The organism is Enterobacter quasimori, from assembly GCF_018597345.1.
Taxonomy (GTDB): Bacteria; Pseudomonadota; Gammaproteobacteria; order Enterobacterales; family Enterobacteriaceae; genus Enterobacter; species Enterobacter mori.
In genome coordinates, this window is the sequence record NZ_JAHEVU010000004.1 from 210,449 (window position 1) to 231,924 (window position 21,476).

21 protein-coding genes are annotated in these 21,476 nt (G+C 57.0%); 7 read left to right on the plus strand and 14 right to left on the minus strand.

Translation table 11 applies throughout. The features are described from left to right. Positions 1-158: 158 nt before the first annotated feature. Positions 159-845: a tRNA/rRNA methyltransferase gene (locus tag KK102_RS16585; protein ID WP_216358038.1), complete on the minus strand. Its 687-nt coding sequence runs from the start codon at positions 843-845 to the stop codon at positions 159-161. 399 nt (positions 846-1,244) lie between these two features. Further along, a complete protein-coding gene (gene yjjY / locus KK102_RS16590; protein ID WP_085928893.1) occupies positions 1,245-1,385 on the minus strand; it encodes a YjjY family protein in 141 nt (46 codons plus the stop codon). A gap of 95 nt (positions 1,386-1,480) precedes the next feature. On the opposite strand from yjjY, the gene arcA reads away from it, so the two are divergent. Next, positions 1,481-2,197: a two-component system response regulator ArcA gene (gene arcA, locus KK102_RS16595; protein ID WP_003856501.1), complete on the plus strand. Its 717-nt coding sequence runs from the start codon at positions 1,481-1,483 to the stop codon at positions 2,195-2,197. A gap of 45 nt (positions 2,198-2,242) precedes the next feature. Here the strand turns inward: arcA and creA are convergent, their stop codons facing one another. Continuing rightward, positions 2,243-2,713 carry a protein CreA gene (creA, locus tag KK102_RS16600; RefSeq protein WP_010427098.1) on the minus strand — a complete coding sequence of 157 codons (471 nt, stop codon included), beginning with the start codon at positions 2,711-2,713 and terminating at the stop codon, positions 2,243-2,245. Between the two features lie 211 nt (positions 2,714-2,924). Between creA and robA the strand changes: the two genes are divergently transcribed. Then, positions 2,925-3,794 (plus strand): MDR efflux pump AcrAB transcriptional activator RobA, encoded by an 870-nt coding sequence (gene robA / locus KK102_RS16605; protein ID WP_010427100.1) that lies wholly within the window; start codon positions 2,925-2,927, stop codon positions 3,792-3,794. Here the strand turns inward: robA and gpmB are convergent. Next, the gene (gpmB, locus tag KK102_RS16610; RefSeq protein ID WP_008502057.1) at positions 3,791-4,438 is read right to left on the minus strand and encodes a 2,3-diphosphoglycerate-dependent phosphoglycerate mutase GpmB; all 648 of its coding nucleotides are present in this window, start codon (positions 4,436-4,438) and stop codon (positions 3,791-3,793) included. The genes robA and gpmB overlap by 4 nt on opposite strands. 50 nt (positions 4,439-4,488) lie before the next feature. Between gpmB and yjjX the strand changes: the two genes are divergently transcribed. Further along, positions 4,489-5,004: an inosine/xanthosine triphosphatase gene (gene yjjX / locus KK102_RS16615; RefSeq protein ID WP_023334447.1), complete on the plus strand. Its 516-nt coding sequence runs from the start codon at positions 4,489-4,491 to the stop codon at positions 5,002-5,004. A gap of 27 nt (positions 5,005-5,031) precedes the next feature. Here yjjX and trpR read toward each other — a convergent pair whose 3' ends face one another. Together trpR and sltY are read right to left on the minus strand one after the other, a co-directional pair. Beyond that, positions 5,032-5,361, minus strand: coding sequence for a trp operon repressor (trpR, locus tag KK102_RS16620; RefSeq protein WP_010427104.1), 330 nt, complete (start codon positions 5,359-5,361; stop codon positions 5,032-5,034). A 55-nt stretch (positions 5,362-5,416) separates the two neighbouring features. Further along, on the minus strand, positions 5,417-7,354 hold the full coding sequence (sltY, locus tag KK102_RS16625; protein ID WP_216358039.1) for a murein transglycosylase: 1,938 nt from the start codon (positions 7,352-7,354) through the stop codon (positions 5,417-5,419). 226 nt (positions 7,355-7,580) lie between these two features. Here sltY and ettA point away from each other — a divergent pair, with 226 nt between their 5' ends. After that, complete coding sequence (gene ettA, locus KK102_RS16630) at positions 7,581-9,248, plus strand: energy-dependent translational throttle protein EttA (protein ID WP_126545155.1); 1,668 nt, start codon at positions 7,581-7,583, stop codon at positions 9,246-9,248. A gap of 91 nt (positions 9,249-9,339) precedes the next feature. Here the strand turns inward: ettA and KK102_RS16635 are convergent, their stop codons facing one another. Continuing rightward, complete coding sequence (locus tag KK102_RS16635; RefSeq protein WP_216358040.1) at positions 9,340-10,239, minus strand: LysR family transcriptional regulator; 900 nt, start codon at positions 10,237-10,239, stop codon at positions 9,340-9,342. Positions 10,240-10,347: 108 nt separating this feature from the next. Here KK102_RS16635 and KK102_RS16640 point away from each other — a divergent pair, with 108 nt between their 5' ends. After that, positions 10,348-11,349, plus strand: a complete 1,002-nt coding sequence (locus tag KK102_RS16640) for a zinc-binding alcohol dehydrogenase family protein (RefSeq protein ID WP_216358041.1) — start codon at positions 10,348-10,350, stop codon at positions 11,347-11,349. A 54-nt stretch (positions 11,350-11,403) separates the two neighbouring features. Here the strand turns inward: KK102_RS16640 and nadR are convergent, their stop codons facing one another. Genes nadR through serB form a run of 3 tightly spaced genes read right to left on the minus strand, consistent with a single transcriptional unit; the run spans position 11,404 to position 15,037 of the window. Next, on the minus strand, positions 11,404-12,636 hold the full coding sequence (gene nadR / locus KK102_RS16645) for a multifunctional transcriptional regulator/nicotinamide-nucleotide adenylyltransferase/ribosylnicotinamide kinase NadR (protein WP_006810194.1): 1,233 nt from the start codon (positions 12,634-12,636) through the stop codon (positions 11,404-11,406). A 35-nt stretch (positions 12,637-12,671) separates the two neighbouring features. Continuing rightward, the gene (radA, locus tag KK102_RS16650; RefSeq protein ID WP_014068810.1) at positions 12,672-14,057 is read right to left on the minus strand and encodes a DNA repair protein RadA; all 1,386 of its coding nucleotides are present in this window, start codon (positions 14,055-14,057) and stop codon (positions 12,672-12,674) included. 11 nt (positions 14,058-14,068) lie between these two features. Further along, complete coding sequence (gene serB, locus KK102_RS16655) at positions 14,069-15,037, minus strand: phosphoserine phosphatase (RefSeq protein WP_025757501.1); 969 nt, start codon at positions 15,035-15,037, stop codon at positions 14,069-14,071. A 117-nt stretch (positions 15,038-15,154) separates the two neighbouring features. Between serB and KK102_RS16660 the strand changes: the two genes are divergently transcribed. Then, positions 15,155-15,799: a YtjB family periplasmic protein gene (locus KK102_RS16660; RefSeq protein ID WP_126545158.1), complete on the plus strand. Its 645-nt coding sequence runs from the start codon at positions 15,155-15,157 to the stop codon at positions 15,797-15,799. 39 nt (positions 15,800-15,838) lie between these two features. Continuing rightward, positions 15,839-16,855 carry a lipoate--protein ligase gene (gene lplA, locus KK102_RS16665; protein WP_216358042.1) on the plus strand — a complete coding sequence of 339 codons (1,017 nt, stop codon included), beginning with the start codon at positions 15,839-15,841 and terminating at the stop codon, positions 16,853-16,855. 85 nt (positions 16,856-16,940) lie between these two features. Here lplA and deoD read toward each other — a convergent pair whose 3' ends face one another. The 4 genes from deoD to deoC all read right to left on the minus strand — a co-directional run bounded on the left by deoD (position 16,941) and on the right by deoC (position 21,251). Next, positions 16,941-17,663: a purine-nucleoside phosphorylase gene (gene deoD, locus KK102_RS16670; protein ID WP_032649888.1), complete on the minus strand. Its 723-nt coding sequence runs from the start codon at positions 17,661-17,663 to the stop codon at positions 16,941-16,943. Between the two features lie 103 nt (positions 17,664-17,766). Further along, entirely contained in the window at positions 17,767-18,990 is a 1,224-nt protein-coding gene (gene deoB, locus KK102_RS16675; RefSeq protein WP_126545160.1) for a phosphopentomutase, read from the minus strand. A 53-nt stretch (positions 18,991-19,043) separates the two neighbouring features. Then, positions 19,044-20,366: a thymidine phosphorylase gene (gene deoA, locus KK102_RS16680; protein WP_126545161.1), complete on the minus strand. Its 1,323-nt coding sequence runs from the start codon at positions 20,364-20,366 to the stop codon at positions 19,044-19,046. Between the two features lie 105 nt (positions 20,367-20,471). Beyond that, positions 20,472-21,251, minus strand: a complete 780-nt coding sequence (gene deoC, locus KK102_RS16685) for a deoxyribose-phosphate aldolase (RefSeq protein ID WP_003856543.1) — start codon at positions 21,249-21,251, stop codon at positions 20,472-20,474. Positions 21,252-21,476 lie beyond the last annotated feature (225 nt).

A 21,476-nucleotide genomic window follows, 5' to 3' on the forward strand; every position in this document is an offset into this window, starting at 1 on the left:
TAAAGGATCGGGCACCTTAAGTCAACGAATTTTTAATTTGATCACAATTCGGATGACTCTCACGTCCCGCTGCTGCCGGATTTATTTTCATCCGAATACCCCAAAAGCAACCCTTAGCATCAGATGATTACACCATAATAAAAATGTATGGCAGCACTTTACTCGGCCAATTTTTTTTCAATATCGTGCAGCAAACGGTGCAGCATTGCCGTGTCGCGTTGCTCAAGACGGCCCAAGCGCTGCTGTAGCCAGTCGACCATTTTTTGATCGTCAGCCACACCCAGCTGCATAAGCAGGTTTTCCACGCGCGCGCGAAGTGCAGACAGCTGGTTTTCATCGGTGCCTGTAACAGGCGGCTGCGGAATTTGTATTAAGGATGCTAATTGATAGCAATAGACCATCACCGCCTGGCCTAAATTGAGAGACGGATAATCTGCAACCATCGGCGCGCCTGTCAGCACATCCGCCAGTTCCAGCTCTTCATTGGTCAGCCCGGAATCTTCACGCCCAAACACCAGCGCGGCTTTCTCCAGCCACTGGCTTTTCTCACTTAACATGGGCACCAGCTCCGCGGGCGTGGCGTAGTAATGAAATTTCGCCCGGCTGCGCGCCGTGGTTGCAACGGTAAAGGAGATGTCGTGAAGCGCGTCAGCAAGCGTAGCGTAAGTGGTTATATTATCGAGAATATCTCCCGAACCGTGCGCGACCCAACGTGCCGCAGGCTCCAGGTGCGCGGCGCTGTCTACAATACGTAAATCGGTAAAACCCATGGTCTTCATGGCACGCGCCGCAGCGCCTATGTTTTCGGGTCTTGCTGGGGCCACCAGCACAATCGACAGATGCATTTATGCTCTCTTTTTAAGCAGTTAGCGGGTAAAAATGTGATGCGCCTCAACATATTACGCAGCACGAATTTACAAAATTGCAACACAAATCACCGAAATAGCGTTTCATAACAAATTAAAAACGCTAAACTATTTTGTGGCTGAACAATCAGTTAGAATGTTAACAGACAGGTATTATCCCTATGTTTTATAATGATAATGACTGTGTGAATGCCTATTCTTAATTGGATTCGTATTGTTTATCAATCAATGTCCGCAACTAGTTGGTTTATTGAAAATTTGTGACAAAGGCTAGCATTCGGATACGATGATTTCATCAAACTGTTAACGTGCTACAATTGAACTTGATATATGTCAACGAAGCGTAGTTTTATTGGGTGTCCGGTGTCACTTAGCCTGTTATGTTGCTGTTAAAATGGTTAGGATGACAGCCGTTTTTGACACTGTCGGGTCCAAAGGGAAAGTACCCAAGACCAAGCTAATGATGTTGTTGACGTTGATGGAAAGTGCATCAAGAACGCAATTACGTACTTTAGTCACGTTAAGCCGATCATGTTAATTTTCGACATGCATCAGGCAGGTCAGGGACTTTTGTACTTCCTGTTTCGATTTAGTTGGCAATTTAGGTAGCAAACATGCAGACCCCGCACATTCTTATCGTTGAAGACGAGTTGGTAACACGCAACACGTTAAAGAGCATTTTCGAAGCAGAAGGCTACGATGTCTTTGAAGCGACCGATGGCGCAGAGATGCATCAGATCCTTTCTGAAAATGATATCAACCTGGTCATTATGGACATTAACCTGCCAGGCAAAAACGGCCTTCTTCTGGCGCGCGAACTGCGTGAACAGGCGAACGTCGCGTTAATGTTCCTGACGGGCCGTGACAACGAAGTTGATAAAATTCTTGGCCTGGAAATCGGTGCGGATGACTACATCACCAAACCGTTTAATCCACGCGAGTTAACCATTCGTGCACGCAACCTGCTGTCCCGCACCATGAACCTGGGTACGGTCAGCGAAGAGCGTCGTAGCGTTGACAGCTACAAATTCAACGGCTGGGAACTTGATATCAATAGCCGTTCACTGATCAGCCCGAACGGTGAGCAGTATAAACTGCCGCGCAGTGAATTCCGCGCGATGCTGCACTTCTGCGAGAACCCGGGCAAAATTCAGTCCCGTGCAGAGCTGCTGAAGAAAATGACCGGTCGCGAGCTGAAGCCGCACGACCGTACCGTAGACGTGACCATCCGTCGTATTCGTAAGCATTTCGAATCTACGCCAGATACGCCGGAAATCATCGCCACGATCCACGGCGAAGGGTACCGTTTCTGCGGAGACCTGCAGGAGTAATCCCGCAGTTAACGCATTAAAAAACGGCGCATTTGCGCCGTTTTTTTAATGCCACGGCATAATCGGCACCGCGCTGATCGCGTTCTTCGGTGAGCCTTCCACCACTTTGTCAGAATAGGCAAGGTAGGCCAGCGTGTTACGTTTGGCATCGTAGAAACGCACCACCTGCAGCTTTTTAAACACCAGCGAGGTCCGTTTCTGGAATACCACGTCGCCCTGCGCTTTGCCGTTTTTAATTTTATCGCTTAGCTCAACCGGCCCCACCTGCTGGCAGGAAATCGCCGCATCGGAGGTGTCTTCCGCCAGTCCCAGACCGCCTTTGATACCGCCCGTTTTCGCGCGGCTCACGTAGCAGGTGACGTTTTTCACGTCCGGATCGTCAAACGCCTCCACCACGATTTTGTGGTCCGGGCCAAACATCTTAAACACGGTATCGACGGAACCAATCTGTTCCGCCTGTGCGGCGCGTCCGACCATCAGCAGCAACGCGGTGAAGATCAAAGTCTTGTATTTCATATTGTTACCATTCTTTAAAATTGCACTGAGCGATTATTCAACACGTTAGATAAAAATGTAGCAAGATCACAGGATTAGAATATATTCGCCCAAAACGAGCCGTAAAAGGCATTAATGCGCAAAAAAAACACTGAATGCTAAAACATCAAAAAATGCTATTATCCGCTAACCTGTTATCAGGCACCTGCTGTTTTAAGGATGAGGATAGTATATGGATCAGGCTGGAATTATTCGCGACCTGCTCACCTGGCTGGAAGGTCATCTCGACCAGCCTTTGTCACTGGATAATGTGGCGGCTAAAGCAGGCTATTCCAAGTGGCATCTGCAAAGGATGTTCAAGGATGTCACCGGTCATGCTATCGGTGCCTATATTCGCGCACGTCGTTTATCTAAATCTGCTGTGGCATTGCGCCTGACCGCGCGGCCGATTCTGGATATTGCCCTGCAGTATCGTTTTGATTCGCAGCAAACGTTCACCCGCGCCTTTAAAAAACAGTTCTCGTTGACGCCAGCGCTTTATCGTCGTTCGCCTGACTGGAGCTCGTTTGGCATGCGTCCGCCGCTGCGTCTGGGCGAATTCGCGATGCCGAAATATGAAATTGTCGCGCTGCCGGAAACCCATCTGATCGGCACAACCCAGAGCTACTCCTGTTCTCTGGAGCAGATTTCTGAGTTCCGTCATCAGATGCGCGTCCAGTTCTGGCGCGACTTCCTGAGCCATGCACCGGCAATCCCGCCAATTCTGTACGGCCTGAACGAAACGCGCCCAAGCCAGGAAAAAGACGACGAGCAGGAGGTGTTCTACACCACCGCGCTGACGCCAGAGATGGCGAATGGCTATATTCAGGGTTCGAAACCGGTCGTGCTGGAAGGCGGCGAGTACGTGATGTTCTCGTATGAAGGGCTGGGAACGGGGGTTCAGGAGTTTATCCTGACCGTCTACGGGACCTGCATGCCAATGCTGAATCTGAATCGCCGTAAAGGTCAGGACATTGAACGCTACTACCCGGCGCAGGATGCCAAACCGGAAGAAGGCCCAATCAATCTGCGTATGGAATTCTTGATTCCGATACGTCGTTAACGCTGCAGTTCGTCAAGCGCAGGGGCATCAAGGTGCGAAATGTCCCCTGCCATCTCCACGACCCAACCTGACGCCAGCCACGCGCTTTCCTGATAATCAATTCGGGAAATGGAGCAGTTGCGCAGACGCAAACGGCGCTCGGCGTAAGCCGGTAACCCCAGAATGGTGCTCACCAGGCAGCCTAACGCAATCCCGTGACTCACCAGCAGCGGACGGCTACCCGCCGGGAGCTTCAGGCATTCAGCCAGTGCGGCATGCATACGTACGCTGAGCTCCTGCATGGATTCCCCTTCCGGAATACGGCCATCTTCGGTACCGTTCACCAGCGTGCGACGCCAGCCCTCTTCCGTTTCCGTCAGCGTATCGATATGGCGTTTTTCCAGCACGCCCATATCCAGCTCGCGCAGGCGCGGCTCAAGCATGACGTCACAGCCGCAGGCGTCCGCGATGATGCGCGCCGTCTGCTGTGTGCGACCGAGATCGCTGGTAATCACGTGGGTTATGCCCAGCGTTCTGGCACGCTCTGCCACCTGCCACGCTTGCTGCACACCCTTTTCGGTGAGAGGACTGTCCGACTGGCCTTGAATACGTCGCTCGGCGTTCCACTGCGTTTCACCGTGGCGAACAAGGTATACCTGTAACATGCTTTTTTTCCGTTATACTGCGATGAGTTTTTTTTGAATCGAGCTTAATTATGCACCATGTTGTCTCTGCTACCACTAATCCTGCCAAAATTCAGGCAATTCTAAGGGCATTTGACGAGATCTTCGGCGCAGGATCCTGCCATATTGAGGCCATCGGCGTCGAGAGTGGCGTGCCTGAACAGCCGTTTGGCAGCGAGGAAACGCGCGCTGGCGCACGAAATCGCGTGGCAAACGCTAAGGCCGCGGCACCGAATGCTGACTTTTGGGTAGCGATTGAAGCCGGTATCGACGAAGGCGCAACCTTTAGCTGGGTGGTCATCGAAAGCCGTGAACAGCGCGGTGAAGCGCGTTCGGCCACCCTGCCGCTGCCGGAGATCATCCTGGAAAAAGTGCGCGCGGGTGAAGCGCTCGGGCCGGTGATGTCGCAGTACACCGGCATCGATGAGATTGGTCGTAAAGAAGGGGCGATTGGCGTCTTTACCGCAGGCGCGCTGACGCGTTCAGGCGTTTACCACCAGGCGGTGATCCTGGCGTTAAGCCCGTTCCATAACGCGATTTATCGTTAAGTTTGTAGGCCGGATAAGGCGTAGCCGTCATCCGGCGTTTTTCAGCAGTACCGCTTCCAGCCACTGGCGCAGCTCAACCGGCGCCGACTTCAGGCTGTTCGAGCCGCGGGTGATCGTTGCAATGCCCGCGCCGAGCTCGTTTTTCAGCTCGCGCTGGCTCATCTCGCCGCGCAGCAGCTCTTCAATGATCCGCACGCGCGTGCCCAGCGCCTCGCGCTCGTCCGGCGTGAGCATCAGCTGCATCAGGGGTAAATGCAGATCCTGCTCGTAAGACTGGCGAAGCAGCTCCACAAAACGAAGCCACTCCTGATGACGTTGTTCGGCCATTGCCGAGGAATACGGGGAATGCTGGGTCATGTTATGCTGCCTCTTGTACTCTTTAGCGAGTACAGCATAACACAACCCGCGCCGATCAGTAACGTCTCTGCCACTCGGCATCGCTCATCAGGGTATCTTTCTGACCCATGAAGTAGCGATAGTAGGCGTCATAGGCCAGCACGTTCTTCACGTAGCCGCGCGTTTCCGAGAACGGGATGCTCTCGACAAACGCCACGGCGTCGATGCGTCCTGCGCTGTTGCCGAGCCAGGTGCGCACGCGTCCAGGCCCCGCGTTATACGCCGCCGACGAGAAAATGCGGTTATTGCCGAACTGCTGGTACACATACTGCAGGTAGCTGGTACCGATGTTGATGTTGGTATCCGGATCGAGAAGCTGTGACGGGCTGCTGTATCCAGGGATGTTAAACATCTTCACCGTGTGCGTCGCCGTGCCCGGCATAATCTGCATCAGTCCGCTGGCGCCTACCGGGGAACGGACTTTCGGGTTCCATGCGCTCTCCTGACGGGCGATCGCCATCGCATAGCTCTGCGGGATATCTTTGCCGCTGGTATAGCGATCGAAAAGATCCTTGTACGCCAGCGGGAAACGCTCTTCGAGATGATCCCACAGCTTGCCGGCGATCGTCGCCTGCACGCTGAGATCCCACCAGTGATTATCAAACGCGTAGCGGGCAAGCTGGGCTTTCTCGTCGGTGGTGCGGCTGGTGACCAGATTCGCCCACTCGCTGCGCGCGGTGTTGTCCATATTCCAGTACATCAGCTCGCGCACGCGCGCCATCTCCGGCCCCTGCGTCAGCGCCTGATTCGCGTTGGCGGGCGCTTTGTCGATCTTAAGCGTGTACTCCTCGCCCAGCCGCTGCGCCGCCGCCATCGGGTAGAATCCGCGCTGTTGCATCAGAGCGTGGAGGATCGCTTTAGCCTCATCGTCGCGACCACGCTCCAGCAGCAGGTCGGCCTGCCAGTAGCGCCATTCATCTTTCTCTTTGGCATCCATCGGCAGACGCGCAAGCCAGGTATTCAGCCCACGACGATCGCCCGTGCCCAGCGCCATTCGCACGCGGCGCTCGACAAGCGAGGTGGAGTTTGAACGCATGATCGCGTCGTCACGCCAGCGCGCCTGTTCGTCGGTCACATCGGTGCCCATCAGTCGCCACGCCACGATGTCGCGCAATTCCTGCGTTTGTTCTTCGTTAAGCTGCTGCGCCTGCACCAGCTGCGGGATCATCAGCCGCGCGTTTTCCACATCGTCACGCGCCACGCTGGTAAAGGCGACCGCTGCCATCTGGCGGGTAAAATCGGTCGCGCCCGTACTGCGGGCAAAGGTCAGCACGCTGTTCGGATCGTTCGCCAGCGAGATCACCGCGGTGGAGATGGTCTGGTAATCGGACGGCATCTGCCCCGCCAGCGTGGTCACCAGACGCGTGTTACCGGCTTTCATGGCCAGGCGGATACGCTCGAGGTAGGACAGCGGGTCCTGCTTGCCCGACGCGCGCCATGCGCCGAACAGCGAATCACAGGCGTTAGGCTGGCTTTTACCCGTCAGCCAGAGATCTTTGGCACCGACCCAGGCCTCTTCCTGCTGTCCCGTGGCCCATTTGGCATAGTAGTAATTACACTGCGCTTCCGTCGTGCCCGGTTTTTCCGGGCTAAACGCCAGCAGTCCGCGCCAGTCTTCACGACGCGCCAGCTCATTCACAAAGCGAGACTGGAGATTTCGGGCAGGCGGGAGGGTTGGGTTCGCCTGAATGAAGTTGTTCACGGTGACGGTGGGCTGGTTCATCAGATCGTCGGTTATCTGGCGATACTCGAGATACGGATACAGCGGATAATCCTTTAGCGTCGGCATTAGCGCCTGCACGGTATCCATCTGCTTGTTGTCCCACGCCTGTTTGATCTGGGCGTAGCGGTTACGTTGTTCATCCAGTGAATCGGCATGTACCGCCTGGCTTACCGCCACGACGCACACGCTGGCAGCCAGCAGACGCCAGACCACCCGTTTGGCTTTTTCCACACGCTCTTCCTCATTGTTTTTCGTTAGTTGCAGCGTCTTGCCACGTCAATGTTGCATTCACTTATGCTAACCAGGCATCCTGCAACGCGCCACGTTATGGACACTTTTTTACCTTTCCTGCGCGTTTTAACACTCCCGACGTTCCCGACTGGGATTAGGGCATGAAAAAGGCTACACTTCGAGGCTGAAATTCCTTCTCATTACGATAAAAGAGGCGAAGTCCAACGTGGCTCAATTCGTTTATACCATGCATCGTGTCGGCAAAGTTGTCCCGCCGAAACGTCATATTCTTAAAAATATCTCGCTGAGCTTCTTCCCGGGCGCAAAAATCGGTGTTCTGGGTCTCAACGGTGCCGGTAAGTCCACCCTGCTGCGCATCATGGCGGGCATCGATACAGACATCGAAGGTGAAGCCCGTCCGCAGCCTGGCATCAAGATTGGCTACCTGCCGCAGGAACCTCAGCTAAACCCGGAACACACCGTTCGCGAATCCGTTGAAGAAGCGGTGTCCGAAGTGGTTAACGCCCTGAAAGGTCTGGATGAAGTGTATGCCAAATACGCCGAGCCGGATGCGGACTTCGACAAGCTGGCCGCGCAGCAGGGCAAGTATGAAGAGATTATCCAGGCGCACGACGGTCACAACCTGAACGTGCAGCTGGAGCGCGCGGCCGATGCCCTGCGTCTGCCGGACTGGGATGCAAAAGTTGAGAAGCTCTCCGGTGGTGAACGTCGCCGCGTGGCGCTGTGCCGCCTGCTGCTGGAAAAACCAGACATGCTGCTGCTCGACGAACCGACCAACCACCTGGATGCGGAATCCGTGGCGTGGCTGGAGCGCTTCCTGCACGACTTCGAAGGCACCGTTGTGGCGATCACCCACGACCGTTACTTCCTCGACAACGTCGCCGGCTGGATCCTGGAGCTGGACCGCGGCGAAGGCATTCCGTGGGAAGGCAACTACTCCTCCTGGCTGGAGCAGAAAGATCAGCGTCTGGCTCAGGAAGCGTCTCAGGAAGCGGCGCGTCGTAAGTCTATTGAGAAAGAGCTGGAGTGGGTGCGTCAGGGCGCGAAAGGCCGTCAGTCTAAGGGCAAAGCCCGTCTGGCACGCTTCGAAGAGCTGAACAATACCGAATACCAGAAACGTAACGAAACCAACGAACTGTTTATTCCACCTGGAGCACGTCTGGGGGATAAAGTGGTTGAAGTGACCAACCTGCGCAAGTCTTACGGCGACCGCGTGCTGATCGACGACCTGACCTTCTCCGTACCGAAAGGCGCTATCGTCGGGATCATCGGTCCGAACGGCGCGGGTAAATCAACCCTGTTCCGCATGATGTCCGGTCAGGAACAGCCTGATAGCGGCTCAATCACCCTGGGTGAAACCGTGAAGCTGGCCTCCGTTGACCAGTTCCGTGACGCGATGGACAACAGCAAAACCGTATGGGAAGAAGTCTCCGGCGGTCTGGATATCATGCGTATCGGCAACACCGAGATGCCAAGCCGCGCCTACGTTGGCCGCTTTAACTTTAAAGGCACCGACCAGGGCAAACGCGTGGGCGAGCTGTCCGGCGGTGAGCGCGGTCGTCTGCACCTGGCGAAGCTGCTGCAGGTGGGCGGTAACGTTCTGCTGCTCGATGAACCAACCAACGACCTGGATATCGAAACCCTGCGCGCGCTGGAAAACGCCCTGCTGGAGTTCCCGGGCTGCGCGATGGTTATCTCGCACGACCGCTGGTTCCTCGACCGTATCGCGACCCACATCCTGGACTACCAGGACGAAGGTAAAGTGGAGTTCTTCGAAGGTAACTTCACCGAATACGAAGAGTACAAGAAACGCACGCTGGGCGCCGACGCGCTGGAGCCGAAGCGTATTAAGTACAAGCGTATTTCGAAATAAAAGCAAAACGGCAACTTCGGTTGCCGTTTTTTATGTTTGTTCCCTCTCCCCGTGGGAGAGGGACAGGGTGAGGGCATCAGGCCGCACAAAATCACCCGCCCACGTAATACCGCTTCACCTCGTCAAACTGCATCGCAAAGTCGATATAGCTCATCAGCGCGGGTGAGTTGAGCTTACGGCTCGGGTAGGCCAGCCACAGGTCGTTTCCTTCAACGTTCCACTCCGGCAGTACCTGCACCAGCGCCCCTTTCTCGACCTTATCTTCCAGCAAAAAAGCCGGAAGGAGCGTAATCCCCGCCCCGGCCATCGCACATTCGCGGGCGTATACCAGGTTATCGGTCATGTGCGCGTTATCCGGCAGGTAGCGGTAATCCTCGCTCTCGCTTCGCAGAAGCCACTCTGACCACGCCCGGTGCGTAATGCTGCGGTGCTCCACCAGCTGACGGGGATGCGTCAGCGGCGCCCGGCGCGCCAGATAGTCCGGCGAGGCCAGCATGTAGCGCGGGCAGTGCCCGATCATGCGGCCAATCAGGGAGGAGTCCTGCGGCTTGCCGGTACGCAGCGCCACGTCAAACCCGGCCTCGACCAGGTCCACCACGTCATCAGAGATCGACACGTCCAGCGAAACCTCAGGATAGCGAAGCTGGAACTCGGCGTTCATGTGCGCCAGCAGCGTCGCCCCAATCCCAGCCGGACAGGTGATGCGCAGCCGCCCGCTCGGGTTTTCGCGCAGGCGCTGAATGGCGTACTCCGCCCGCTCGCTGGCCGCCAGCATTTCGCGGCAGTGCACCAGATAGTGCTCGCCCGCAAACGTGAGGCTGATCCTGCGCGTGGTGCGGTTGAGCAGGCGGATCCCCACCTGCTGTTCCAGCTGACTAATCCGCTGGCTAACGCTGGATTTTGGCAGTTCCGCTTTCTGAGCGGCAGCCGTAAAGCTGCCCATCTCCGCCACCAGCGCGAACAGCGCCATATCCTGCAGCTGTTTAAACATGATTGTTCACCCTGTACGAACGCTGAGTTCTTGATTGTCCATCTTATCACGCAGCTGTCCACTTTATAGACTAGCCTCAACAAAACGCATTCCATTGAGGAGCACACCATGTCTGTTAAAGCCATTGCCGTTAACCCAGCGAACCCTGCTGTTTTTATTGAAATCACCCCGCCGATGCCGCAACCCGGCGAGCACGATCTGCTGGTGGAGGTGAAAGCCGTCTCCATAAACCCTGTAGACACCAAGGTGCATGCGGGCATTGCCAAAAATGGGCTGAACGAGCCGCGCGTGCTCGGCTGGGATGCCAGCGGGATCGTCAAAGCCGTTGGGACGGGCGTGACCGGATTCAAGCCGGGAGATGAAGTGTGGTACGCGGGCGACATCACCCGTCCGGGCAGCAACACCACGCATCAGCTGATCGATGCGCGCATTGTCGGGCACAAACCGGCCAGCCTCGGCTGGGCGGCTGCCGCTGCGCTACCGTTGACCGCGCTCACCGCGTGGGAAGGCCTGTTTGAACGGCTGAACATTCAGGATGCCGGTGCGGACAAAACCCTGCTGATCGTCGGCGGTGCGGGCGGGGTGGGATCGCTGGCGATCCCGTTCGCGAAGCACAACAGCAAGGTGAAAATCATCGCAACCGCGTCGCGTGAAGATTCCGCCCAGTGGTGCCGCGATCGAGGTGCAGATGTGGTGGTGAACTACCGCGATCTGAAAGGCGAACTGGCGAAGCACGGGCTGACCTTTGTGGATTACATTTTCATCCTCAACGATACCGACGGACACTGGGAGGCGGTCAGCGAACTGATTGCGCCGCAGGGGCATATCTGTTCTATCGTCGAGAATGAACGTCCGCTGAACCAGGACAAGCTGAAGTCGAAATCCGCCGCGCTGCACTGGGAATTTATGTACACCCGCAGCATGTACCAGACCGCTGATATGGCGCGTCAGGGTGAGATCCTCAATGAGGTGGCGAAGCTGGTGGATAACGGCGTGGTGGAAAGCTCGCTGAGTGAAACGCTGCACGGGCTGAGCGTGGAAAGCATTACCGAGGCGCACCGTAAGGTGCTGGAGGGGCATATGCGCGGGAAAGTGGTGGTTGAGTATTGAGTGGCCTGATGCCCTCACCCCGGCCCTCTCCCACAGGGAGAGGGAGGTTAACGCTTACCCCTGCTCCCCCATCATCTCCTTCACCAGCTCGACGCAGCGCAGGAAACGGGAGTCGTAGTCCGACTCTTCCACGTGCACAAACTCAACGTTGTTTTCATTGAGCATCTCCACCAGCATGGACTGGAACTCCCGCCGGTCCACGGAGCTGCCGAGGCTGCGCATGCCGTCGGCCACCCACGGGGTGTTGTTCTCCAGCAGGATCACCAGGTCAAAGCGGTATTCGTCAATCAGCGCCTGCACGAACGGGTGCTCGCGCCCTTCGTATTTTTTACAGAACGCCTGCGTGGTGACGAAATCGGTATCGATAAACGCCACCTTGTTGGCGTATTTCACCGCGAAATCAATGTACTGAGCGTGACCGAGCGCGATTTTATCGTAGTCGGAATACTGCAGCGCCATCTCATCGCCGCCCAGATGGGAAAAGACATAGTCGCGTCCGTACTCCCACGCGCTGGTGGTGTTGAAGATGTTCGCCAGCTTGTTGACCAGCGTTGATTTCCCGCTCGACTCGCCGCCCAGAATAGCTACCGTGCGCACAAAGAACGGCTTCACCTCGGTCGGGATGTAATCCCAGTAGCGGAACGGGTTTTCGCGGATCTGCGCCCCGCTGATGTTCATGAAGGTGCGCTTCGGATCGATCAGCACCGTCTCGATACCCAGATGCTCGCGGAACTGCGGCGCGTCGGACTCTTCAGAGGTGTAGATCCAGTTCGGCGCAATGCCCTTCTCTTCCATAAACGCTTTGATGCCGTTGCTCCACACGTCCCAGCCGTGCGGGTACGGCTCCATACCTTCTTCGTTGAAGGCATGAATACGAATGTTTTTCTGGTACTTGAAGGTCTGAAGCAGCCAGCGCAGGCGGTCCGGCACGGTCGGCTGCTGCGACATGGCGCTGTCTTCAAACAGCTGACGGTCGCGGGTTTCGTCATAGCCCATGATGATGTGCAGCTCGTCCACCTGGCTACAGGCGCGCTGGATCAGATAGATATGCCCGGTATGCAGCGGGTAAAACTTGCCGAACACCACGCCGATGTTCTTTTGCATACGCGGGAATTCCAGCCCCAGAAAGCGGTGCAGCGCTTCGAGCTTCTGCGCGCTGGGGCTTTTGATTTTGGCGTTCAGCAGCTGGCTCAGGTAGCCTTTGGTCATGCCGCTGGCGTCCGCCACCTGCTGCAGCGTGCAGCCCTTCTGGCGGATTGCGGTCTTGATGTAGTCAAATGATGACATAAATTACGGTGCCTCCTGCAAAATCGAATACGTAATTATAAGTCGTCAAAGACATTTAACGCATCTGCGAGTTTTTTCACGCCAAATACCTGCATCCCTTCCGGGATTTTTTTCGGCACGTTGGCGGCGGGAACGATAGCCCGGCGGAAGCCGTGTTTTGCCGCCTCGGAGATACGCTCCTGACCGCTGGGCACCGGACGGATTTCCCCGGCGAGGCCCACTTCGCCGAAGACGACCAGATCCTGCGGCAGCGGTCTGTCGCGCAGGCTAGAGACCATCGCCAGCAGCAGCGCCAGGTCTGCACTGGTCTCAGTAACTTTGACGCCGCCGACCACGTTCACGAAGACGTCCTGATCTGCCATCTGCAGCCCGCCGTGACGGTGCAGCACCGCCAGCAGGATCGCCAGACGGTTCTGTTCCAGACCAACCGCCACGCGCCGCGGGTTGCCCATCATCGACACGTCCACCAGCGCCTGAATTTCAACGAGCAGCGGGCGCGTCCCTTCCCACAGCACCATCACCGAGCTGCCGGAGGTGATCTCATCGCCACGACTCAGGAAGATGGCCGACGGGTTGCTGACTTCGCGCAGCCCCTGCTCGGTCATGGCAAATACGCCTAACTCATTCACCGCCCCAAAGCGGTTTTTATGGCTGCGCAGGGTGCGGAAGCGGGAATCCGCGTCGCCGTCGAGCATCACGGAGCAGTCGATACAGTGTTCGAGCACCTTCGGCCCCGCCAGCGAGCCGTCTTTGGTGACGTGGCCGACCATCACAATCGCCACGCCGCGCGTTTTGGCAAAGCGCGTCAGGTAGGCCGCGGTTTCACGCACCTGCGCGACGCTACCCGGCGAGGACTGAATGTCCGCCATGTGCATCACCTGGATGGAGTCGATCACCATCAGCTTCGGCTGCTCTTCTTCGGCGATCATGCAGATCTGCTCGATGCTGGTTTCGGAGAGCATGTTCAGGTTGCCGGTCGGCAGACCCAGGCGGTGCGCGCGCATCGCCACCTGCTGCAGGGACTCTTCCCCCGTGACGTACAGGGTTTTCATCTGTTCGGCGAGCTTGCAGAGCGTTTGCAGCAGCAGGGTCGATTTACCCGCGCCGGGATTACCGCCAATCAGGATAGCGCTGCCCGGTACCACGCCGCCGCCAAGCACGCGGTCGAACTCTTTGAACCCGGTGGAGAAGCGCGGCAGCTCTTCGAGGCTGATGTCCGAGAGTTTTTGCACCTTCGCCACGCCCGCGTTACCGGCATAGCCGCTCAGGCGCTCGTTGCGGGCCACGCTCGGCGAAGCCGCCACACCACGCACTTCGGTGATGGTGTTCCAGGCATGACAGGCGCTGCATTGCCCCTGCCAGCGCGGATAATCCGCACCACATTCATTACAGACAAATGCGCGTTTTGGAGCTTTCGCCACGGTTTACCTCGTTATTTCTGATTAAGGCTGCCGGAGAGAATGCAGAACACCCCCATCAGGTCAGCATGACGGATAGTCACTTCCGTCTTTTCATTCACTTTTGGCTTGGCGTGGTAGGCAATACCAAGCCCGGCCGCTTTGATCATCGGCAGGTCGTTCGCGCCGTCCCCGATAGCGACGGTCTGGACAACCGGAATTTCATATTTTTCCGCCAGACGGGTCAGCGTATTGGCTTTGTACTGGGCATCCACAATATCGCCGATCACCTGGCCGGTCAGCTTGCCGTCCATGATCTCCAGCTCGTTGGCCACCACGGTGGTCAGATGCAGTTTTTCCCGCAGATAATCCGCGAAGAAGGTGAAGCCACCGGAAGCGATCGCCACTTTCCAGCCCAGCGACTGCAGCTTCAGCACCAGCTGCGTCAGCCCGGGCATCAGCGGCAGCACGTCGCGCACCTGGCGCAGAATGTTGGCATCGGCCCCTTTCAGGGTCGCCACGCGCTGTCTCAGGCTGGCGGTGAAGTCCAGCTCGCCGCGCATCGCGCGCTCGGTGACTTCCGCCACCAGCTCGCCGCTGCCCGCCAGCTTCGCAATCTCGTCGATACATTCGATCTGGATCGCCGTAGAGTCCATGTCCATGACCAGCAGGCCAGGGGTTTTCAGGTGAGGGATTTTACCCAGCGGCGCGACGTCCAGCCCGGCGTCATGCGCCAGGCGCGTGGCGCGCTGCGTCAGGGAACCGGCCAGGCGAATAACCTGGTAGTCTTCCACGCACCAGGCGGCGACGATGACCATCGCCGCGCCCAGCTTGCTTTGATACTGGGTCAGGCGTTGCTTGTCCAGACCGCGTCCGTACAGCAGCCAGCCGCTACGACCGGCGTGGTAATCCAGAGGCATCACCTCATCGCCACTTAAAGAGAGCGGCAATCCTGGCCATAAAGAGACATCCGTTGGCAGGTCACACCAGGTAATGTTCGGCATTAAAGCTCCTGTAAATTCGTTCGCGCCGGAAGGTTCCAGAGGGAAAATAACGCATGAGGCTACCCTGTAACCATCACTTCTGGCAACATTAAGCCGTAAATTTTCAGCAGGTGGAATATGGCTCGCGCAAAACTGAAATTCCGGCTCCATCGCGCCGTGATTGTCCTGATCTGTCTCGCACTTCTGGTGGTGCTGATGCAAGGGGCATCGTGGTTTAGCCAGAATCATCAACGGCAACGCAACCCGCAGTTTGAAGAGCTGGCCCGCACGCTGGCGCGTCAGGTGACGCTCAACGTCGCGCCGTCCATGCGAACGGAAACGCCGGACGATAAGCGGATAGGACAGGTTTTACGCCAGCTCACGGAGAACAGCCGCATTCTTGATGCGGGCGTCTATGATGAGCAAGGTAACCTGATTGCCCGCGCGGGCGAGCACGTCAACGTGCGGGACAGGCTGGCGCTGGACGGCAAAAAAGCCGGCGGCTACTTCAACCAACAGCTTGTTGAACCTATTCAGGGCAAGAATGGTCCTCTGGGGTATCTGCGCCTGACGCTCGACACCCATACTCTGCCCACCGAAGCCAAACAGGTCGATAATACCACCAACATTCTGCGCCTGATGCTGCTGCTTTCGCTCGCCATCGGCGTTGTGCTGGCGCGCACCCTGCTTCGCGGCAAACGCACGCGCTGGCAGCAATCCCCGTTCCTGCTGACCGCCAGCCGGTCCGTTCCCGAAGACGAAGAGAGCGAGAAGAAAGAATAGTGATAAAGTAGGCGAACGATTCGGAAAAGGACCTTTGCCATGACGACGTTACGCCTGCTTATCTCTGACTCTTACGATCCCTGGTTTAATCTCGCGGTAGAAGAGTGCATCTTCCGCCAGATGCCCGCCACCCAGCGCGTGCTGTTTCTCTGGCGTAACGCCGATACGGTGGTCATTGGTCGTGCGCAAAACCCGTGGAAAGAGTGCAACACCCGGCGCATGGAAGAAGACAACGTCCGCCTGGCGCGCCGGAGCAGCGGCGGCGGCGCGGTGTTCCACGATCTGGGCAATACCTGCTTTACCTTTATGGCGGGTAAACCGGAGTACGACAAAACCATCTCAACGTCCATCGTCCTCAACGCGCTGAATTCACTCGGCGTGACGGCGGAAGCCTCCGGGCGTAACGATCTGGTGGTGAAAACCCCCGATGGCGACCGGAAGGTCTCCGGCTCCGCCTACCGCGAAACGATGGATCGCGGCTTCCACCACGGCACCCTGTTGCTGAACGCTGACCTGAGCCGTCTGGCGAACTACCTGAATCCGGACAAGAAAAAGCTCCAGGCTAAAGGGATTACCTCCGTGCGTGGGCGCGTGGCGAATCTGGTGGAGCTGCTGCCGGGCATTACGCACGAGCAGATCTGCGGTGCGATCCGCGAGGCGTTCTTTGCGCACTACGGCGAGCGCGTGGAAGCGGAGGTAATCTCTCCAGATAAAACCCCGGACCTGCCCAACTTTGCTGAAACCTTCGCCCGCCAGAGCAGCTGGGAGTGGAACTTCGGCCAGGCGCCTGCGTTTTCCCATCTGCTGGATGAGCGTTTTACCTGGGGCGGCGTGGAGCTGCATTTTGACGTGGAGAAAGGCCATATCACCCGCACGCAGGTGTTTACCGATAGCCTGAACCCGGCACCGTTAGAGGCGCTGGCGGCTCGTTTGCAGGGCTGTTTGTACCGGGCGGATATGCTGCAGCAGGAATGCGACGCGTTGATTGGGGATTTTCCGGAGCAGGAAAATGAGCTGCGGGAGCTGTCGGCGTGGATTGCGCAGGCCGTGCGCTAGTAAAAAAGCCCGCTGGCGCTGCGCTTAGCGGGCCTACAAAACCGTAGGCCGGGTCAGGCGAAGCCGCCACCCGGCACAACAGTTCTTACTCTTTATCGCCCAGCAGAACGGATTCCAGCGCGATTTTGATCATGTCGTTGAAGGTCGTCTGACGCTCAGCGGCAGTGGTCTGCTCGTGGGTACGGATGTGGTCGGACACGGTGCAGATGGTCAGCGCTTTCGCACCAAACTCCGCCGCAACGCCGTAGATGCCCGCCGCTTCCATTTCCACGCCCAGAATGCCGTATTTTTCCATCACGTCGAACATCTCACCGCCGTCCGGCGCATAGAACAGGTCAGCAGAGAAGAGGTTACCCACGCGCGCGTCAACGCCCAGCGCTTTTGCCGCGTCAACCGCGTCACGCACCATGCCGAAGTCTGCAATTGCCGCGAAGTCATGGTCTTTGAAACGCATGCGGTTCACTTTGGAATCGGTGCAGGCACCCATACCGATAACGATGTCGCGCAGCTTAACGTCCATACGCACCGCGCCGCAGGAGCCCACGCGGATGATTTTCTTCACGCCGAAATCGGTGATCAGCTCTTTGGTGTAGATAGAGCAGGATGGGATACCCATACCGTGGCCCATGACGGAGATTTTGCGGCCTTTATAGGTTCCGGTGAAGCCGAGCATGCCGCGAACGTTGTTCACTTCACGCACGTCTTCCAGGAAAGTTTCTGCAATGTGCTTCGCGCGCAGCGGGTCGCCCGGCATCAATACGACGTCAGCGAAATCACCCATTTCTGCATTAATGTGAGGAGTTGCCATCTTCAGTTCCTTTTAACTTGTTGTTTTTGCCGGGTGGCGGCTACGCCTTACCCGGCCTACAAAACCGTAGGCCCGGTAAGCGAAGCGCCACCGGGCAATGACATCAGAACATGGCCTTGCCATATTCCATGTCAGACGTACCAAAATATTTCGCAATGGTCTGGCCGATGTCCGCGAAGGTTTCACGGTGACCGAGCGAGCCCGGCTTCACTTTCGGGCCGTACACCAGCACCGGAATGTGCTCGCGGGTGTGGTCGGTACCGGTCCAGCTTGGGTCGCAGCCGTGGTCCGCGGTCAGGATCAGAATGTCATCTTCACCCACCAGCTCCATCAGCTCTGGCAAACGGCGGTCAAACAGTTCAAGACCGGCGGCGTAACCCGCGATATCACGACGGTGCCCCCAGGAGGAGTCGAAGTCCACGAAGTTGGTGAAAACAATGGTCTTGTCACCCGCTTCTTTCATCTCTTTGATGGTGGCATCGAACAGCGCATCAAGACCGGTGGCTTTCACTTTTTTGGTGATGCCGCAGTTAGCGTAGATATCCGCAATTTTACCCACGGAAACCACGTGACCGTCTTTCTCATCGACCAGCTTCTGCAGCACGGTCGGTGCCGGTGGCTCAACGGCCAGGTCGTGACGGTTACCGGTACGCTGGAAGTTACCCGCCTTGTCGCCGATAAACGGACGCGCGATCACGCGGCCGATGTTGTAGCCGCCTTCGGTCAGCTCTTCACGGGCGATTTCACACAGTTCGTAGAGTTTATCCAGACCATAGGTCTCTTCGTGGCAGGCAATCTGGAACACGGAGTCGGCAGAAGTGTAGAAAATCGGCTTGCCGGTTTTCATGTGCTCTTCGCCAAGTTCGTCCAGAATCACGGTACCGGAAGAGTGGCAGTTGCCGAGGTAGCCCGGCAGGTTCGCACGTTTAACCAGTTTGTCGAGCAGCTCCTGCGGGAAGCTGTTCTCGTGATCGGAGAAGTAGCCCCAGTCGAACAGCACCGGCACACCGGCGATTTCCCAGTGTCCGGACGGGGTATCTTTACCGGAAGAGAGTTCGTGCGCCCAGGCGTAGGCACCCACGACTTCCGCGTTGCCGTCCATACCGGCTGCGATTTTACCGGTAGAGCCTTCGTGCGCTTTTACCAGACCGAGGCGGGTCAGGTTTGGCAGGGTCAGGGGACCTTTACGACCGTTATCCGCTTCGCCTTTGGCACAGGCTTCCGCGATGTGACCCATGGTATCGGAACCCACGTCACCAAAACGATCTGCATCTTCAGTTGCGCCGATGCCGAATGAGTCCAGCACCATAATAAATGCACGTTTCATAATTGTTCTCCGTACGTAGTGCTTCAAAAAATAGCGATCAGATCAGTATACAGTTATTCAGTGATGCGGCGATAGACAGTCGGTGTGCTTTCTGGTGCTTTATCGTCAAGCGTAATGGCCGCTTTCACGGCTTTTGCCGCATCCTGCCAGCTGGCTTCGTCTTTGGCGTGGATCACCGCCAGCGGACGTTGACCGTCAACGCTGTCGCCCAGACGGGCCATATCGGTAAAGCCGACGCTGTAATCAATGGTGTCCGATGCCTGACGGCGTCCACCGCCCATCGAGACTACCGCCATGCCGAGCGCACGAGTGTCCATTGCGGAAACGAAGCCTTCGGTATCTGCATAAACGGCTTTGCTGAGCATCGCGGTTGGCAGGTATTTCGCGTAGTTTTCGACGAAATCGGTCGGGCCTTTCTGCGCCGCAACCATGCGGCCAAAGATTTCCGCCGCTTTGCCGTTGTCCAGCACCGCCTGCAGCTTCGCGCGCGCTTCCGCATCGTCTTTGGCGAGCTTGCCGGAGATCAGCATCTCAACGCACAGCGCCATGGTCACGTCGAACAGACGCGGGTTACGGTATTCACCTGTGAGGAACTGTACTGCCTCACGCACTTCGACCGCATTACCGGCGCTGGAGGCCAGCACCTGGTTCATGTCGGTGAGCAGTGCGGTAGTGCGCACGCCTGCGCCGTTGGAGACGCCAACGATCGCTTCGGCAAGCGCAGCGGAAAGTTCATAGGTCGGCATAAACGCGCCGCTGCCCACTTTTACGTCCATCACCAGCGCGTCCAGTCCTTCTGCCAGTTTCTTGGCAAGAATCGACGCGGTGATCAGCGGGATGGAGTCAACGGTCGCGGTAATATCACGCGTCGCGTAGAAACGCTTGTCTGCCGGAGCAAGAGAGCTGGTCTGGCCGATAATCGCCACACCAACGTCTTTAATAATGTCGCGGAAGCGGCCGTCATCCGGGAAGATATCAAAGCCCGGAATAGCTTCCAGTTTGTCGAGCGTACCGCCAGTGTGGCCCAGGCCGCGCCCGGAGATCATCGGGATGTAACCGCCACAGGCTGCCACCATTGGGCCGAGCATCAGGGAGGTTACGTCGCCCACGCCGCCGGTGGAGTGTTTATCCACAATCGGGCCGTTGAGGTTGAGGCTTTTCCAGTCCAGAACGGTTCCTGAATCTCGCATCGCCATGGTCAGCGACACGCGCTCAGGCATCGACATATCGTGGAAAAAAATGGTCATCGCCAGAGCCGCAATCTGCCCTTCAGAGACGGTGTTATCACGAATGCCGTTGATAAAGAAGCGGATCTCTTCGTCGCTTAATGCATGACCATCACGTTTTTTACGAATAATTTCTTGTGCGAGAAACACGGTAACCTCCATGCGGAATCGGGGAATTGTGGCGGGTGGCGCTACGCTTACCCGCCCTACGATCCGGTAGGCCGGGTAAGCGTAGCGCCACCCGCCAATTCAAACTTAGTAGCTGCTTGCGCTCTTACCGTCGCCGTGACCCAGCGCTTTCAGCAGGCTGGCCAGCAGGCTGGACGCACCGAAGCGGTAGTGACGGGAATCGGCCCAGTCTGCGCCGAAGAGCTCGTCGGCAATCGCCAGGAACTGCTGCGCGTCCTCGGCGGTACGCACGCCGCCCGCAGGTTTGAAACCAACGGTTTTGGACACGCCCATGTCGCGGATCACTTCCATCATGATGCGCGCGCTTTCCGGGGTGGCGTTAACCGGCACTTTACCGGTAGAGGTTTTGATGAAATCCGCACCGGCTTTGATGGAGATTTCAGACGCTTTGCGAATCAGCGCCTCTTCTTTCAGCTCGCCGGTTTCGATGATCACTTTAAGCAGCACGTTTGCCGCCGCGCACGCGTCTTTACAGGCCTTCACCAGATCAAAACCGACCTGCTCGTTGCCGGCGATCAGCGCGCGGTACGGGAACACCACGTCTACTTCGTCTGCACCGTAAGCAATCGCCGCGCGGGTTTCTGCCAGCGCAATCTCGATATCGTCGTTGCCGTGCGGGAAGTTAGTGACGGTGGCAATGCGCACGTCCGGGGTGCCCTGCTCTTTCAGCGTTTTACGGGCAATCGGGATAAAGCGCGGGTAGATACAGACGGCTGCGGTGTTACCCACCGGCGTTTTCGCCTGATGGCACAGGGCGATGACTTTTTCATTGGTGTCGTCATCGTTCAGGGTGGTCAGGTCCATCAGTTTCAACGCGCGCAGGCTGCTTGCAGTTAAATCGGTCATAACATTCTCCAACGGCAGTGCCGTATAAATTTTACCTTGCGGGTCTGTGAGTATTCTAACATTCACCCGCATCCACACTTCGACATTCATCACAGTTAATGAAAACTACGTACAAATTTGCATTACTGTAATGAGATCTTCTTCAAACTTTATTGCGCTAATTGCTGGCTAAAGCAGCGATACCCCCTGTCGGATCAAAAGCCCCAACAGGCTGGCTTTCTACAA

Coding starts and splice junctions, on each gene's coding strand:
- KK102_RS16585 (WP_216358038.1), bottom strand. CDS start 845: ATGCATCTGTCGATTGTGCTGGTGGCCCCAGCAAGACCCGAAAACATA.
- arcA (WP_003856501.1), top strand. CDS start 1,481: ATGCAGACCCCGCACATTCTTATCGTTGAAGACGAGTTGGTAACACGC.
- creA (WP_010427098.1), bottom strand. CDS start 2,713: ATGAAATACAAGACTTTGATCTTCACCGCGTTGCTGCTGATGGTCGGA.
- robA (WP_010427100.1), top strand. CDS start 2,925: ATGGATCAGGCTGGAATTATTCGCGACCTGCTCACCTGGCTGGAAGGT.
- gpmB (WP_008502057.1), bottom strand. CDS start 4,438: ATGTTACAGGTATACCTTGTTCGCCACGGTGAAACGCAGTGGAACGCC.
- yjjX (WP_023334447.1), top strand. CDS start 4,489: ATGCACCATGTTGTCTCTGCTACCACTAATCCTGCCAAAATTCAGGCA.
- trpR (WP_010427104.1), bottom strand. CDS start 5,361: ATGACCCAGCATTCCCCGTATTCCTCGGCAATGGCCGAACAACGTCAT.
- KK102_RS16635 (WP_216358040.1), bottom strand. CDS start 10,239: ATGTTTAAACAGCTGCAGGATATGGCGCTGTTCGCGCTGGTGGCGGAG.
- KK102_RS16640 (WP_216358041.1), top strand. CDS start 10,348: ATGTCTGTTAAAGCCATTGCCGTTAACCCAGCGAACCCTGCTGTTTTT.
- nadR (WP_006810194.1), bottom strand. CDS start 12,636: ATGTCATCATTTGACTACATCAAGACCGCAATCCGCCAGAAGGGCTGC.
- serB (WP_025757501.1), bottom strand. CDS start 15,037: ATGCCGAACATTACCTGGTGTGACCTGCCAACGGATGTCTCTTTATGG.
- KK102_RS16660 (WP_126545158.1), top strand. CDS start 15,155: ATGGCTCGCGCAAAACTGAAATTCCGGCTCCATCGCGCCGTGATTGTC.
- lplA (WP_216358042.1), top strand. CDS start 15,839: ATGACGACGTTACGCCTGCTTATCTCTGACTCTTACGATCCCTGGTTT.
- deoD (WP_032649888.1), bottom strand. CDS start 17,663: ATGGCAACTCCTCACATTAATGCAGAAATGGGTGATTTCGCTGACGTC.
- deoB (WP_126545160.1), bottom strand. CDS start 18,990: ATGAAACGTGCATTTATTATGGTGCTGGACTCATTCGGCATCGGCGCA.
- deoC (WP_003856543.1), bottom strand. CDS start 21,251: ATGACCGATTTAACTGCAAGCAGCCTGCGCGCGTTGAAACTGATGGAC.